The following is a 13,880-nucleotide window of genomic DNA, read 5'->3' as shown; positions in this document are numbered from 1 at the left end:
TTCGGAAGCGATGCGGGTTGGCTTAGTGATCCATCGCCTTGACGATCTCTTCGGTCATCTTCTTGGCATCGCCCAGAAGCATCATCGTGCCGTCCTTGTAGAACAGCGTGTTGTCGATGCCGGCATAGCCGGAGCCGAGTGAGCGCTTGACGAACAGACAGGTGCGCGCCTTGTCCACGTCGAGGATCGGCATGCCGTAGATCGGCGAGGACTTGTCGTCGCGCGCCGACGGGTTGGTCACGTCGTTTGCGCCGATCACGTAAGCGACATCGGCCTGAGCAAACTCCGAGTTGATGTCTTCGAGTTCGAACACCTCGTCGTAGGGTACGTTGGCTTCGGCCAGAAGCACGTTCATGTGGCCCGGCATACGGCCCGCGACCGGGTGGATCGCGTATTTGACCTCGACGCCCGCTGCCTTGAGCTTGTCGGCCATCTCGCGCAGCGCGTGCTGCGCCTGGGCCACAGCCATGCCGTAACCCGGCACGATGATCACCTTCTGCGCATTCGCCATCAGATATGCCGCGTCGTCCGCCGAACCCTGCTTGACAGTCCGCTCGATGCCGTCATCCCCGGCAGCCGCGGTCTCGCCGCCAAATCCGCCCAGGATCACCGAGATGAAGGAGCGGTTCATGCCCTTGCACATGATGTAGGACAGGATCGCACCTGACGAACCGACCAGCGCGCCGGTCACGATCAGCGCCAGATTTCCGAGCGTGAAGCCGATACCGGCTGCCGCCCAGCCGGAATAGGAATTGAGCATCGACACGACGACCGGCATGTCGGCGCCGCCGATCGGGATGATGATCAAAACGCCAAGCAGCAGCGAAGCCGCCACGATCAGCCAGAAGATCGTCGTGCTTTCAGTGGTCACCAGCAGCACAACCAGGACGACAAGTGCGATCGCAAGCCCGGCATTCACCAGATGGCGCGCGGGCAGGATAATCGGCTTGCCCGACATGTTGCCGTTGAGTTTGAGGAAGGCGATGATCGAGCCGGTGAAGGTGATCGCGCCAATGGCGACACCCAGGCTCATCTCGATCAGCGCCTGCGTATGGATGTCATCGACAGTGCCGATGCCGAAGCTTTCGGGCGCATACATCGCCGCGGCCGCAACCATCACCGCGGCAAGACCGACGAGGCTGTGGAACGCGGCGACAAGCTGCGGCATGGCCGTCATGGCGATGCGCCGCGCGATCACCGCGCCGACGCCGCCGCCGATGGTCAGGCCGGCAACGATCATCACCAGCCCGCCGAATGTCGGGCGCGCAAGCACAAGTGTCGTGACGATCGCAATCGCCATGCCGATCATGCCGTAGAGATTGCCCTGCCGGCTGGTCGTCGGGTGCGAAAGCCCCCTCAGCGCCAGAATAAAGAGGACACCGGAAACGAGATAAAGAAAGGCTGCGAGATTCTGCGACACCGGTCAGCCTCACTTATCTTTTTTCTTGTACATGGCGAGCATGCGTTGAGTGACGAGAAACCCGCCGAAAATATTCACCGAGGCCAGCACCAGGGCAATGAAGCCGAAGCCGGTCGCCAAGCCGGACGCGGAGATACCAACCGCCAAAAGCGCGCCAACAACGATGACCGAAGAGATCGCATTCGTGACCGACATCAGCGGCGTGTGCAGCGCCGGCGTCACCGACCAGACGACGTAATAGCCAACGAAGATCGCCAGCACGAAGATCGCGAAGCGGAAGATGAAAGGATCGACCGCACCGCCGCTGGCGGCATGTGCCGCAGCACCCGCGGCGTCGGCGATCGGCTCAGAACCGGCCAGCGCCTCGCGGGCCGCGCCCACCGCAGCGTCAAGCTGGTCAAGCGCCTGTTCGAGGGCGGATTTTTCCATCAGCTTTTTCCTCCCTTCGCTGCCGGCTTGCGCGCCGGCGCCTTGCGTACGGGCTTGGCTCCGGCATCTTTATCTGTCTTCGCCGCAGCAGGCTTCGGCGCCGCCTTCCGCGCTGCGGGCTTCGCCGCTGGTTTCGCAGCGGCTTTGAAGTTGGCGTGAACAACCTGGCCGCCGTGGGTCAGCAGCGTCGCTTTCGCCAGTTCTTCTTCCGGATCGATGGCGAAGCTCTTCTTCTCCTTGTCGACCATGGTCTCAAGGAAAGCATAGAGGTTCTTGGCGTAGAGCAGCGACGCGGAAGCGGCGACGCGGCCCGCCACATTGAGATGGCCGATGATCTTGACGCCGTTTGCCGTGGTGACGGTTTCGCCAGCCTTGGCACCTTCGACATTGCCGCCGCGCTCTACTGCGAGGTCGACGATAACCGAGCCTGGCCGCATCGACTTCACCATGTCGGCTGACACGAGCTTCGGCGCCGGCCGGCCTGGGATCAGCGCGGTCGTAATGACGATATCCTGCTTGGCGATGTGGCTCGCGACCAGCTCCGCCTGCGCCTTCTTCTCCGCTTCGGTAAGCTCGCGGGCATAACCGCCTTCGCCCGATGCGTCTTTGAGCGCATCGGTCATGATGAACTTGGCGCCGAGCGAAGCGACCTGCTCGCCGGCAGCCGCGCGCACATCGGTGGCGGTAACCACAGCGCCCAGGCGGCGCGCGGTGGCGATCGCCTGCAGGCCGGCGACACCAGCACCCATGACAAACACCTTCGCAGCCGGCACGGTGCCGGCGGCGGTCATCATCATCGGCATCGCCCGGTCATAAGTCTCGGCCGCGTCAATCACCGCCTGATAGCCTGCGAGGTTCGCCTGCGATGACAGCACGTCCATCGACTGAGCCCGCGTGATGCGCGGCATGAACTCCATGGCGAATGCCGAGATGCCGGCTTTGCCCATCGCCGCGACTTCGCCCTCATTGCCGTAGGGGTCCATGGTGGCGAAAACCGCCGCGCCTTTTTTGTAAGTCTTCAGCTCCGCCGCGTTTGGCCGCCGCACCTTGAGCACGATATCGGCCTTGCCGGCGTCGGCAGCCTTGCCGATCTTCGCACCTGCCTGGACGAATTCGTCGTCGGTTATCCGCGATGCGGCGCCTGCCCCGGCCTCGACAACAACGTCGAACCCAAATCCGGCATATCGCTTGACGGTCTCGGGAGAGGCCGCGACCCGCGGCTCCGTCGTATCGCTTTCGCGCGGAACGAAAATCGTTTGGCCCACGTCAGAGCCTTTCATGGTTGGCTGCTGTCAAGGAATTGGTAGCGCCTAGCGCAGGAGGTAGGCGCCAACCGCGTTGATCAGAATGAACAGAACGAGCGCGGAGAAAAAGCCGGCGCTGGTGAAAAACCCGAAAGCCATCGCAACCATCAGGGCAACGCAGGCCAGCGTGCCGTATTTCGTCATCCCGACGAAAAGAGAGAACGTCTTTTCGTGTTCCGCATAATCCATTGCTGCACCGGTCTCGACCGGGCCGGTAGGCGTATTGTCAGCCATCATCTACCCCCAGGGTGTTGTCCTGCCGCGCTGATAGCGAAAAGCAACGGCGTGAGCAATGGCACATCGCCGCAGACAGTGTCGCGGCGAGCCGGTTTTGGCCCGCCGGCGGCCGGCTGCGCGTCATTCGACACCGATCCCGGTTTCAAAAAGCACGACCCTGCTGTCCGCATTGAAGTAGCGCAGCAGGAAATCTCCGGCTTCCGTCGGTGCTTTGATGCGCACGCGCTTTTCGTCATAGCTGCCATTGACCAGCCGCGACGAGGCCAGCACCTTCCCGCGTCCGCCATTCGCGGCTGGGTCGAAGATCTCAACCTGATCCCGGTAAGCGCCGGGACCAACCCAGCTCGCATCGAAATATTCGCCGCCCGGGACCGTCGACGGAGCATCGAGCGAAACCGGCACAGCCTCCACCGCGATCGGCCGCGTTGCCAGCACGTCGCGGCTATCGCCATTGAAATAGCGGATCAGATAATCGCCTGGCAGGGCAGGAACCAGCAGGTCGACTTCTTGCGTATCCATGTCGCCGTTGACGATCCGCGTGGAGAACAGGACCTTGCCGCGGCCGCCCTGGGCTTCAGGATCGAACAACTCGATCTGGTCGCGCCGCGCGCCCGGACCCTGCCACTTCACCTTCACCGTGAAGCCGATTTTGGTCGTGTCCGGTGCCTCAAGCGAAACATCAACGCCAACGACCGTCACTGGCCGGGTTGCGAGCACCGCCCGGCTGTCGCCATTGAAATAGCGGAGCTGGTATTCGCCTGTTTCAGTCGGTGCAATCAGCGCCACGGTCTGTGCATCCATGTCGCCATTCACGATGCGTTTGGAATAGAGCACCTTGCCGCGCCCGGCATCCGCTTCCGGATCGTAGAGTTCGATCGCATCGCGCCGCGCGCCTGGTCCCTCCCAACTGACGTCGAACGAAGTGCCGATGCCAACCTCGTCCGGTGCTTCAAGGGATACCGGCAGCTCGACAACGGTAACTGGCCGCGTGGCCAGCACCGCACGATTGTCGCCGTTGTAATACCGCAGCAGATAATCGCCGGGTTGGGTCGGCGCATTCAGACGAACGGTCTGCGCATCCATATCGCCGTTCACGATGCGGACCGACGAAACGACCTTGCCGCGGCCGGCATCGGCGGTCTCGTCGAACAACTCGACGGCATCGCGCCGCGCACCGGGCCCCTGCCAGCCGATTTCGAACGAGCGACCCATGGCGACCTCGTCCGGCGCGTCCAGCGACACCGGCGCCTCAAGCACTTCGATCTGACGGGCTGCCAGCACCTCGCGCCCGTCGCCGCTGTAATATTGCAGCTCGTAGAAGCCGGGTTCGGCCGGCGCCTGAAGCGAGAGTTTCCGGTTGTCGAAGTCGTCGTTCACCAGCCGCTTCTCACGCAACACCTTGCCATCGCCCTGGCGCGCCGTGGCATCGAAAATGCGGATCGTGTCGCGCCGCGCCCCGGGCCCAACCCAATCGACGGTAAAGGTTCTGCCTATCGCGACGTTGGCAGGTGCATCGAGCGACACAGGGGCCTCGATCACCTCGATCGCGCGGGTAGTCAACGCTGCCTTGCGGTCGCCCTGCCACATATACCGCAACTCATAACTACCGGGCCGCACCGGTGCGATAAGATCGACCGTGCGCGCATCGAGGTCGCCATTGACGACCCGCTTCGCGCCGACCCGCAGGCCCTCGCCTTGTCGAGCCTCCGGGTCATGCATTTCGATCACGTCACGCCTCTCGCCCGGACCTTGCCAGCCAATAGTAAAGGTACGACCGATTTCGACGGTGTCCGGCGCATCGAGCACGGCTTCCGGCCGCTCGACCGGCTCAGGCTCGGGTTCGGGCGCAGCCGCCTCGGCGATTTCGGTAAACGGCGTGGTCAATGCCTCAGTCAGCGCATCCGCATTGTCGGCCGGAAGGTACAGCCCGCCCGTTTCTTCGGCGAGACAGGCGACCTGGCGTCCTTCATCCGCCGAGAGACCGAACCCCACAACATGCGCGGTGAAGTCGACACCGAGCTTCTCGAGTTCGCGCCCAAGCGCGCACGGGTCGGCCTCGCAGGTCTCGACACCGTCGGTGATCAGCACCACGGTCGCCTTGTCTTCTTCAAACTTGAGCTCGTCGGCCGCGCGGCGCACCGATGCCGTGAGCGGCGTCTTGCCGAGCGGCGACAGCCCGTTCGCAGCATCTGAAATCGCGCCGGTCGTTCCCTGCGACGGCGCGACCAGCGTTTCGATGTCCGAACATTGGCCTTTCTGACGGTGCCCGTAGGCCATCAGGCCGAGCTCCAGATCGCCGGGCAGCGTGCCAAGCACATCGGCCAATACACGCCGCGCGATACCGATTTTCGCTTCTCCCTCGATCTGACCCCACATGGAGCCCGACGCATCGAGCACGATCATGGCGCGTTCCGCAGCCGGCGCGTTTGTGGCCGTCAGCGACAGGCACGCCGCGCCGGCAATTGTCAGTCGGTGGAGAAATGAAAACATGAAACGCATCCCATGGCTGTCCGCGCCGCATTAGGGCGGGACGGCTCCGTTACGTCAAGTTATGGGCTGGATCGACGCATCGCTTCTACCCGCGTGCAGTCTCTGCTACTTTGCCGCAGACCCTACGCAGAGATGAAAATGGCCGAGGCACTGCAAAAGAAGATGACGCTTGAGCAGTTTTTCGACTGGCAGGCAAAGCAGGACCGCAATTACGAGCTTGTGGACGGCGTGCCGGTGATGACCGTGAAGGCGATGACTGGCGCAAGCGACCAGCACGACCGGATTACGGTCAATACAATTGGCAACCTGTTTCAGCAGCTTCGCGGCAAACCTTGCCGCCCCAAGACGTCCGACACGTCTGTGCTGACCGTGCGCGGGACGCGCCGCCCGGACATCACAATCGAATGCGGAAGTCCGAACCCGCGCGACATGGCCGCCGACGAGCCGCGCGTCGTGATTGAAGTGCTCTCGCCATCGACGATGCGCTTCGACAGGTTTCAAAAACTGGCCGAGTACCAGCAGCATGAAGCGATACGCGTCATCCTGCTTGTCGATTCCGAAGCGCCGCAGGTTACCATCTGGCGGCGCAAGGGGGAGAGCTGGGCAACGGAAGAACTGGAAGGTCTCGACGCAATTATCCGCCTGCCCGAAATAGAGGCGGATCTGCCCTTGTCCGAGCTCTACAGGGACGTAAAGTTCGAAACCGCCAAACCGACGGTCTGACTACGAAAGCCAGCGCTTGCGGCGCTTGTAATGCTTCACATTGCGGAACGAGCGGCGGCCCTCGCCGCCGACGCCGAGGTAGAATTCCTTCACGTCCTCGTTCTCGCGAAGTGCCTTGCCCTCGCCGTCGAGCACCACACGCCCCGATTCCAGAATGTAGCCATGCTGTGCGTAGCGCAGCGCGATATTGGTGTTCTGTTCCGCCAGCAGGATCGAGACGCCTTGCTCCTCATTGAGCTGCTTCACGATCTCGAAGATTTCCTCCACCAGCTGCGGTGCGAGGCCCATGGAAGGTTCGTCGAGAAGGATCATTTTTGGCTTCGACATAAGTGCACGGCCGATCGCCGTCATCTGCTGTTCGCCGCCCGACGTATAGCCGGCCTGGCTGTTGCGGCGCTCTTTAAGCCGCGGGAAATAGGAATAGACAAGCTCGAGGTCGTCCTTGATCGCGGCCCCGCCTTCGCGGCGCGTGAATGCACCGGTGAGCAGGTTTTCCTCGACCGTCAGGTGCCCGAAACAATGGCGGCCTTCCATCACCTGGATGCAGCCGCGGCGCACGAGCTCGTTCGGTGAGAGGGATTCCACGCGGTCGCCCTCAAACTGGATGTTGCCTTTGGTCACCTCGCCGCGCTCGGCGTGAAGAAGGTTCGAGATCGCCTTCAGTGTCGTTGTCTTGCCGGCGCCATTGGCGCCCAGTAGCGCAACGATGCCGCCGCGCGGAACCGAAAGCGACACGCCCTTCAGAACCAGTATGACGTGATTGTAGATGACTTCGATATTGTTGACCTCAAGCAGAGGCTCGGCAGTTTCGGTGGCAATCGCGGCGTCGGCCATCTGGGTATTTCTCCGCTGCTTGAGAATGCCGGCTCCGGGCCAAAGCCCGGAGCCGTGTTCCGGTCACATCAGCTGCCGCAGGCGACAGGTTCGATGTTGTTCTCCGCGGCATATGCCTCGGAGTCTTCCATGATCAGCGCGTCCACGACTTCGCGGTCGGCACCCATGAAGTCGGTGACGAGCGACCAGGTCTTGGAGTTTGCGTCCCACTGCGAGATGGCACCGAGGCCCGGTCCGCCGTGGTTGGAGCAGGTCACGTTGATTTCCGGCCCGAAATCGGGAAGGCCGATCTCGGCCATCCGCGCATTGTCGAGCACCAGCGCTTCCATGCCGTCACGCATCATGGCGGGCGTGATGTCGGTCGTGTTGTGTAGCTTCATCGCCGTGCGTGCGGCTTCGACAGCCAGCATGGCGGCGTAGACACCACGGTTGTACAGCACTTCGCCAAGGTGGCTGCCGTCACCGGCGGCCTTGCCCGCGTCGATGACATGCTTCTTCAGGTCATCGAACAGCGGGAAGTCGGCACCGACGCCATGGAAGGCGATTGCCTTGTAGCCATTGGCGCCGTCGCCGGCCGGCAGAACGTCGTTCTCGGACGCCGACCACCACACGCCGATGAAGTGATCCATCGGGAAGCGGATGTTGGCGGCTTCCTGGATGGCGACCTGGTTCATGACGCCCCAGCCCCACATCGTCACATAGTCGGGGCGCTCCTTGCGGATCTGCAGCCAGGTGGCCTTCTGCTCCTGACCCGGATGATCGACCGGGTAGAGCGACAGCTCATAACCGTGCTTTTTCGCCAGCTCTTCCAGCGTCCGGATCGGCTCCTTGCCGTAAGCGGAATTGTGATAGACGAGCGCGATCTTCTTGCCGTTGAGATCGCCGCCTTCCTGATCGCTGATGTGCTTCACGATGATCGAAGCGGCATCCCAGTACGTGCCCGGATAGTTGAACACCCAGGGGAACACCTTGCCGTTGGCGGCCGAGGTGCGGCCGTAGCCCATGGAGTGAACGGGAATGCCGTCAGCCGTGGCCTTGGGGATGAGCTGGTAGGTAATGCCGGTGGAAAGCGGCTGATAAAGCAGCGCGCCCTGGCCCTTGGTGGATTCGTAGCATTCAACGCCCTTTTCGGTGTTGTAGCCCGTTTCGCACTCGACCAGGGTGATCTTCTGCCCTTCGATACCGCCATCGCGTTCGTTGATGAGCGTGAAATAGTCGGCATAGCCATCGGCGAACGGAATGCCGTTGGGGGCGTATGGCCCGGTGCGGTAGGACAGCGACGGGAACACCAGATCCGCCAGAGCCGGAGCTGTGCCCATGACCATCGCGGCCGCCGCAGATGCGACAAGTAGCTTGAATCTCATTTTGAAGTTCCTCCCATATGAGATGCTTCGTCGTCTTTCTTCGCCGGCTTCCGCCGGTTGGCTTCAGCTTACCCGCTAATACGGGAAGGGCCAAAGCCGGAGCTTCTCCTTCGCCAGCCGCCACAACTGTGCCAGCCCATGCGGCTCGACGATGAGAAAGAAGATGATCAGTCCTCCGACGATCATGATCTGGAAATGTGCCGCAAGGTCCGTGGGCCAGCCGAGATAGCCGACCATCAGGTTTTTCAGCAGCACCGGAAACAGGATGATGAAGGCAGCGCCGAGGAACGACCCCAGGATCGAACCCAGCCCGCCTATGATCACCATGAAGAGCGCGGTAAACGACTTGTCGATGCCGAAGGCTTCCGTCACCTCGGCGGCACCCAGATAAACCGAGAAAAACAGTGCACCGGCGATACCGATATAAAACGAACTCACCGCAAAGGCGGACAGCTTGGCGTTGAAGGGCGACACACCCATGATCTCGGCCGCGATATCCATGTCGCGCATGGCCATCCAGCTGCGGCCGACCCTGCCGCGCGTCAGATTGCGCGCCACCCAGGCGAACACGAATACGATCGTCAGACAGGTGAGATAAGTCGCCCAGGGTGCCGAGTTCGGGCCTGTTACTGCGATGCCGAAAATCGAGCGCTCCGGCGCGCTGATCTGGCCCGACGCCGAATAATTGTAGAACCAGGCGAACTTGTTGAACATCCACACGAGGAAAAACTGCGCCGCAAGCGTGGCCACCGCCAGATAAAATCCCTTGATCCGGAGCGACGGCAGGCCGAACAGAACGCCGACCCCGGCCGTAACGAGCCCCGACAGCAGGATGCAGATCATGATGTTCAGATCCGGAAATGCGGTCATGAATTTGTAGCAGGCGAAAGCGCCCACAGCCATGAAACCGCCGGTGCCGAGCGACACCTGCCCGCAATAGCCGGTGAGGATGTTGAGGCCGAGCGCCACCATCGACCAGACCAGGAACGGCACCAGGATCGACTTTTCCCAGTAGTCGTTGATGAAAAACGGCACGACCAGGAACGCCACAGCCGTAAAGGACCAGAACAGGATCCGTTCCGATTTGATCGGGAAGGTCTGAAGATCGGCGGCGTAGCTTGTTTTGAAGTCGCCTGCTTCGCGGTACAGCATGCGGGTCTAAATCCTCTCGATAATGCGTTCGCCGAACAGCCCCTGCGGGCGGAACAGCAGGAACACGAGCGCCACCACATAGGCGAACCAGTTCTCGATCGCGCCGCCGACGAGCGGGCCGATATAGAGTTCGGCCAGCTTCTCGCCGACCCCGATGATCAGCCCGCCGACGATTGCACCCGGAATGGAGGTGAAGCCGCCAAGAATAAGCACGGGCAGCGCCTTGAGCGCGATCAGCGACAGCGAGAACTGCACGCCCGACTTCGCACCCCACATGATACCTGCGACCAGCGCCACGAACCCCGCGATCGACCAGACGACGACCCAGATCGTGCGCAGCGAAATGCCGACCGACAGCGCGGCCTGATGATCGTCCGCGACCGCGCGCAGCGCGCGCCCGAACTTTGTGTATTGCGAGAACGCGACCAGCCCGGAGACCAGCACCACCGCGACGATGGCCGCCACCACGTCGAGCTTGTCGACATACATGCCGAAATAGTCCGACCCCTCGGGCGCCCATTCGCGTGTCACGTCTTCCCACCAGAACGAGCCGCCGGAGGGAATGCCGACATCCATGGGCTTGATGTCTGCGCCCCACATCAGATCGCCGAAACCTTCAAGGAAGTAGGCGAGGCCGATGGTCGCCATGAACAGAATGATCGGTTCCTGATTGACGAGGTGCTTGAGTACCAGCCCCTCGAACAGATAGGCGAAGGCCACCATCACCACGAGCGTGCCCGCTATCGCGACGATCGCCGGGAGTTCCCAGCCGAAGTGATGCACTTCCGTACCGAATATCGCATTGATGAGATGCGCAAACGGTACCTGCCCGGTCTGCAGCCCCACCAGCGTAAGGGCAGCGAACAGCGCCATGACGCCCTGCGCGAAGTTGAAAATTCCCGATGCCTTGAAGATCAGTGCAAAGCCGAGCGCGACAAGCGCATACATCACGCCGGCCATAAGCCCGTTCAGCACAGTCTCGAGAAAGAAGAGGAATTCGACGTTCATCTATGCGGCTCGCTTCTGCGAATGTGCAAATCTCATTGTCGTCAGCCTTCGTGCGGCACGCCCAGATAGGCGTCGATCACGTCCTGATTCTTGGCGATGTCATCCGGCTCGCCGTCGCCGATCTTGCGCCCGTAATCGAGCACGACAATACGGTCGGAAATATCCATGACGACGCCCATATCGTGCTCGATCAGCGCGATGGTGGTGCCGAACTGGTTGTTCACGTCGAGGATGAAGCGGCTCATGTCCTCTTTTTCTTCGAGGTTCATGCCGGCCATCGGTTCGTCCAGCAAAAGCAGCGAAGGCTCGGCAGCCAGCGCGCGGCCGAGTTCAACGCGCTTCTGCAGGCCGTAGGGCAGCCGCCCCACCGGTGTTTTGCGGATGTGCTCGATCTCCAGGAAATCGATGATCGCCTCGACGGTGCGCCGGTGCTCGATCTCCTCGCGCTCGGCCGGACCGGCCCATAGACCCTGCCAGAGCAAATTTCGTTTCTGCAGCGTGATGCGGCCAGTCATGATGTTGTCGAGCGTCGACATGCCCTTGAACAGCGCAATGTTCTGGAAGGTGCGCGCTATCCCCTGCCGCGCGGCGTCGGTCGTTCGCATGGCGCGCCGCGGCACGCCTCGATAGGTGATCGTGCCCTGCTGCGGCGTGTAGAAGCCGTTGATGACGTTCAGCATCGACGTCTTGCCGGCGCCGTTGGGTCCGATAATGGCGCGGATTTCGCCCTTCTTGATGTCGAAAGAAATGTCGGTGATAGCCTTCACGCCGCCGAAGGACAGCGAGACGTTGTTCACCTCAAGCAGCGTATCGCCTTTGGCTATCCCGTCATCGCGGGCGCCCGTGAATTCGCTGGAATCAGGCCGCGCGTTCATTCCGCAGCCTCCTTCATGGGTTCGGCCGGCACGTCATAGAGTTTTGCATCGGCAATCTTCACGGTCGCGCGGATGCTGCCCTTGCGCCCGTCTTCGTATGTGACTTCGGTCTCGACAAATTTCTCGGAAGAGCCGTCGTAGAGAGCTTCGATCAGCTCGCCGTAACGATCGCTGATAAAGCCGCGGCGCACTTTCTGGGTTCGCGTCAGCTCGCCGTCGTCGGCATCGAGTTCCTTATGCAGAACCAGGAAGCGCTTGATCTGCGCACCGGCCATCATCGGCTCTTTGGAGAGCTTCCGGTTTGTGTCGTCGACATGGCTTGCGATCATCTCGTAAACGCGCGGATGCCCCGCCAGCTCCTGGTACGAGGCGTATGAAATGTTGTTGCGTTCGGCCCAGTTGCCGACAGCGGTCAGGTCAATGTTGATGAAAACGGCACAGAAATCGCGCTGATCCCCGAACGCCACCGCTTCCTTGATGTTGGGGAAGAATTTCAGCGCGTTTTCGATGTATTTTGGCGAGAAAAGCGCGCCCGACTTCAGCCGCCCGACGTCCTTCGCGCGGTCGATGATGCGGAGTTGCCCGTCCTGGTCGAAGAAACCGGCATCGCCCGTCTTTACGTAGCCGTCCTCAGTCAGCGTTTCGGCGGTTTTGGCATCGTCGAGATAGTAGCCCGTGAACATGCCCGGCGACTTGAACTGCACCTCGCCGTCGCTTGAAATCCGCACATCGACATTGGGTGCGGCCGGTCCCACGGCATCGGCCCGCACAGCACCGTCTTCCTGGCAGGTCACATACAGGAATGCCTCTGTCTGTCCGTAGAGCTGCTTGAGATTGATGCCCAGCGACCGGAAGAAAGAAAACAGATCCTCGCCGATCGCCTCGCCGGCCGTGTAGGCGGTCCGCACCTTCGAAAGGCCAAGCACGTTCTTCAGCGGCCCGTAGACGAAAATGCGCCCAAGCGCATATGCAACACGGCCCGACAGCGGTACGGGACGCCCTTCAAGGATCGCCTCGCCATGTTTGCGCGCGACGCCGATGAATTTGTCGAAAATCCACTTCTTCAGCCGGCCCGCATCCTCCATCCGGATCGTGACCATGGTGAGCAGCCCCTCGAACACCCGGGGCGGCGCAAAATAGAAGGTCGGCCCGATCTCCTTCAGGTCCTGCGAGACCGTCTCGGGACCTTCGGGGCAATTCACGCAGAAGCCGGAAACGTAACCCTGCGCGTAGTTCAGATAATGGTCGCCCACCCAGGCAAGCGGCAGATAGGCAAGCACGCTGTCATGTTCGTTCAGCTTGTCGAAGGCAGCAGTGTCGTAAGCCGCATTTACAGCAGCAGCGGCGGTGATCACCACGCCTTTCGACCGGCCGGTCGTGCCTGAGGTGTAAAGCATGATCGACACGTCGTCGCCGCTGGCAGAGCGTATCGTTTCTTCCCACCTGGCGGATACATCCGGCGCGCCCGCAATCGCATTGTGGCCTGCTTCCTGGACGTCGGCAAACGAAACCAGCCGCGAATGATCGTAGTCGCCGAGCCCGCGCTGCTCGTCGTAAATGATCAGGCCGAGATTGGGTATTTTCTCCGAAAACGAGAGAATCTTGTCGACCTGTTCCTGGTCCTGCACGACCGCGAGCCGGACACCTGCATGGTCCAGAACATATGCAAGCTCCTCGGCCACTGCATCCGCATAGACAGGAACCGGAACGGCACCCAGTGCCTGCAGCGCGGCAATGGCCCAATAAAGCCGCGGCCGGTTTGCACCCACAACGGCAACACGCTCGCCATGCGCCACGCCATGTGTCTGAAGACCTATCGAAAACGCGCGAACCTGCTCCAGCTGCTCCTTCCAGGTCCAGGTCTGCCAGATGCCGAAATCTTTGTGGCGCATGGCAGGCAGGCCAGCGAAACGCTCCGCGTTGAGCAGCAGATATTTCGGAAATGTATCCAGCATCGGCTCGTGTTCGGCCAAAGCGCATTCCTCCCGGCGGGCCCACTCCCCGCTAATGTTTTTTCGCTCCGTCAAGCGGAGCTTTTTTTGTT

The 13,880-nt window shown here is 61.6% G+C and carries 12 protein-coding genes; 1 reads left to right on the top strand and 11 read right to left on the bottom strand.

Annotated elements, in window-relative coordinates; genetic code table 11:
- Positions 1 to 22: 22 nt before the first annotated feature.
- The 5 genes from EP165_RS09680 to EP165_RS20795 all read right to left on the bottom strand — a co-directional run bounded on the left by EP165_RS09680 (position 23) and on the right by EP165_RS20795 (position 5,880).
- Positions 23 to 1,420, bottom strand: coding sequence for an NAD(P)(+) transhydrogenase (Re/Si-specific) subunit beta (locus tag EP165_RS09680; RefSeq protein WP_127521860.1), 1,398 nt, complete (start codon positions 1,418 to 1,420; stop codon positions 23 to 25).
- Between the two features lie 9 nt (positions 1,421 to 1,429).
- Positions 1,430 to 1,849, bottom strand: a complete 420-nt coding sequence (locus EP165_RS09675) for an NAD(P) transhydrogenase subunit alpha part 2 (protein ID WP_127521858.1) — start codon at positions 1,847 to 1,849, stop codon at positions 1,430 to 1,432.
- Positions 1,849 to 3,114 carry a Re/Si-specific NAD(P)(+) transhydrogenase subunit alpha gene (locus EP165_RS09670; RefSeq protein ID WP_127522598.1) on the bottom strand — a complete coding sequence of 422 codons (1,266 nt, stop codon included), beginning with the start codon at positions 3,112 to 3,114 and terminating at the stop codon, positions 1,849 to 1,851. Before EP165_RS09670 ends, EP165_RS09675 begins: the two co-directional genes overlap by 1 nt.
- 45 nt (positions 3,115 to 3,159) lie before the next feature.
- Positions 3,160 to 3,387 (bottom strand): aa3-type cytochrome c oxidase subunit IV, encoded by a 228-nt coding sequence (locus tag EP165_RS09665; RefSeq protein WP_127521856.1) that lies wholly within the window; start codon positions 3,385 to 3,387, stop codon positions 3,160 to 3,162.
- 123 nt (positions 3,388 to 3,510) lie between these two features.
- Entirely contained in the window at positions 3,511 to 5,880 is a 2,370-nt protein-coding gene (locus tag EP165_RS20795; protein WP_127521854.1) for a VWA domain-containing protein, read from the bottom strand.
- Positions 5,881 to 6,018: 138 nt separating this feature from the next.
- On the opposite strand from EP165_RS20795, the gene EP165_RS09655 reads away from it, so the two are divergent.
- Complete coding sequence (locus tag EP165_RS09655; protein WP_245440089.1) at positions 6,019 to 6,603, top strand: Uma2 family endonuclease; 585 nt, start codon at positions 6,019 to 6,021, stop codon at positions 6,601 to 6,603.
- Here the strand turns inward: EP165_RS09655 and EP165_RS09650 are convergent, their stop codons facing one another.
- The 6 genes from EP165_RS09650 to EP165_RS09625 form a co-directional block, all read right to left on the bottom strand.
- Positions 6,604 to 7,437, bottom strand: coding sequence for an ABC transporter ATP-binding protein (locus tag EP165_RS09650; protein ID WP_127521852.1), 834 nt, complete (start codon positions 7,435 to 7,437; stop codon positions 6,604 to 6,606).
- A 68-nt stretch (positions 7,438 to 7,505) separates the two neighbouring features.
- The gene (locus tag EP165_RS09645; protein WP_127521850.1) at positions 7,506 to 8,801 is read right to left on the bottom strand and encodes an ABC transporter substrate-binding protein; all 1,296 of its coding nucleotides are present in this window, start codon (positions 8,799 to 8,801) and stop codon (positions 7,506 to 7,508) included.
- 75 nt (positions 8,802 to 8,876) lie between these two features.
- Positions 8,877 to 9,953: a branched-chain amino acid ABC transporter permease gene (locus EP165_RS09640; RefSeq protein ID WP_127521848.1), complete on the bottom strand. Its 1,077-nt coding sequence runs from the start codon at positions 9,951 to 9,953 to the stop codon at positions 8,877 to 8,879.
- 6 nt (positions 9,954 to 9,959) lie between these two features.
- Complete coding sequence (locus tag EP165_RS09635; protein WP_127521846.1) at positions 9,960 to 10,961, bottom strand: branched-chain amino acid ABC transporter permease; 1,002 nt, start codon at positions 10,959 to 10,961, stop codon at positions 9,960 to 9,962.
- A 41-nt stretch (positions 10,962 to 11,002) separates the two neighbouring features.
- Positions 11,003 to 11,836, bottom strand: coding sequence for an ABC transporter ATP-binding protein (locus tag EP165_RS09630; RefSeq protein ID WP_127521844.1), 834 nt, complete (start codon positions 11,834 to 11,836; stop codon positions 11,003 to 11,005).
- Positions 11,833 to 13,791 carry an AMP-dependent synthetase/ligase gene (locus EP165_RS09625; protein ID WP_127522594.1) on the bottom strand — a complete coding sequence of 653 codons (1,959 nt, stop codon included), beginning with the start codon at positions 13,789 to 13,791 and terminating at the stop codon, positions 11,833 to 11,835. The genes EP165_RS09630 and EP165_RS09625 overlap by 4 nt, the downstream gene beginning before the upstream one ends.
- Between the last annotated feature and the right edge of the window lie 89 nt (positions 13,792 to 13,880).

The organism is Mesorhizobium sp. Z1-4 (genome assembly GCF_004000235.1).
Classification (GTDB): domain Bacteria; phylum Pseudomonadota; class Alphaproteobacteria; order Rhizobiales; family Rhizobiaceae; genus RCIO01.
This window is presented reverse-complemented; position numbering and strand designations above follow the sequence as displayed.

Coding starts and splice junctions, on each gene's coding strand:
- EP165_RS09675 (WP_127521858.1), bottom strand. CDS start 1,849: ATGGAAAAATCCGCCCTCGAACAGGCGCTTGACCAGCTTGACGCTGCG.
- EP165_RS09665 (WP_127521856.1), bottom strand. CDS start 3,387: ATGGCTGACAATACGCCTACCGGCCCGGTCGAGACCGGTGCAGCAATG.
- EP165_RS20795 (WP_127521854.1), bottom strand. CDS start 5,880: ATGTTTTCATTTCTCCACCGACTGACAATTGCCGGCGCGGCGTGCCTG.
- EP165_RS09655 (WP_245440089.1), top strand. CDS start 6,019: ATGGCCGAGGCACTGCAAAAGAAGATGACGCTTGAGCAGTTTTTCGAC.
- EP165_RS09650 (WP_127521852.1), bottom strand. CDS start 7,437: ATGGCCGACGCCGCGATTGCCACCGAAACTGCCGAGCCTCTGCTTGAG.
- EP165_RS09645 (WP_127521850.1), bottom strand. CDS start 8,801: ATGAGATTCAAGCTACTTGTCGCATCTGCGGCGGCCGCGATGGTCATG.
- EP165_RS09640 (WP_127521848.1), bottom strand. CDS start 9,953: ATGCTGTACCGCGAAGCAGGCGACTTCAAAACAAGCTACGCCGCCGAT.
- EP165_RS09635 (WP_127521846.1), bottom strand. CDS start 10,961: ATGAACGTCGAATTCCTCTTCTTTCTCGAGACTGTGCTGAACGGGCTT.
- EP165_RS09630 (WP_127521844.1), bottom strand. CDS start 11,836: ATGAACGCGCGGCCTGATTCCAGCGAATTCACGGGCGCCCGCGATGAC.
- EP165_RS09625 (WP_127522594.1), bottom strand. CDS start 13,791: ATGCTGGATACATTTCCGAAATATCTGCTGCTCAACGCGGAGCGTTTC.